The sequence below is a fragment of the Comamonas sp. GCA5 genome (assembly GCF_036541385.1).
Classification (GTDB): Bacteria; Pseudomonadota; Gammaproteobacteria; order Burkholderiales; family Burkholderiaceae_C; genus Comamonas; species Comamonas aquatica.
Window position 1 is genome coordinate 1 of sequence record NZ_JAZHFR010000223.1, and the last position, 503, is coordinate 503.

Consider the following 503-nt stretch of genomic DNA (forward strand, 5'->3'; position numbering starts at 1 on the left):
ACATCGAGTGCTTCTACAACCCGACGCGTCGGCATTCGACGCTCGGATATCTCAGTCCCGTACAGTTCGAGCAAGCTCAAGAAGCTTAGGTCGGTGTCAACGAGACCGGCAGCAGCCCAGCCTTTGCACTCTTGGATTAGGGATGCCTGTACCCTGCGATAGCCATAGCAACGGTAGTTAGCTTTGAAGATTTCTGTGATGTTGCGGCGTACATCCACGTATTTATCTGCCAGTTTCACCCGGGAGCGATGGTAGAAATACGAGCTTCTAGCAAGGCTTACAAGGGAAAGCAGCTCTGGCAATTCATACTGTGCACGCAGCGCTTCAACCAGTACAACCTTATCCTTGTTGGTCAGCCTATGCAGATCAATGTCGCTGGGGCGTGTCCGAACTTTTGTGTAAACGGGGCGGACTTCAGTTGACGGAGATGCGGTCTCCGAACTGAATGGTAAATCGGGTCAACGCTGCCTTCCAATCCCGAATCGGCATGGTCCACTTCTGAC

1 protein-coding gene and 1 pseudogene are annotated in these 503 nt (G+C 52.5%); one reads left to right on the forward strand and one right to left on the reverse strand.

The window, feature by feature from the left end; all coding sequences use genetic code 11:
• Positions 1 to 89 (forward strand): IS3 family transposase (locus SJH88_RS19360; protein WP_331700506.1); only part of this gene is annotated, 89 nt, incomplete at its 5' end.
• Positions 90 to 119: 30 nt separating this feature from the next.
• Here the strand turns inward: SJH88_RS19360 and SJH88_RS19365 are convergent.
• A pseudogene (locus SJH88_RS19365) lies at positions 120 to 371 on the reverse strand (IS3 family transposase); the annotation flags it as partial.
• Between the last annotated feature and the right edge of the window lie 132 nt (positions 372 to 503).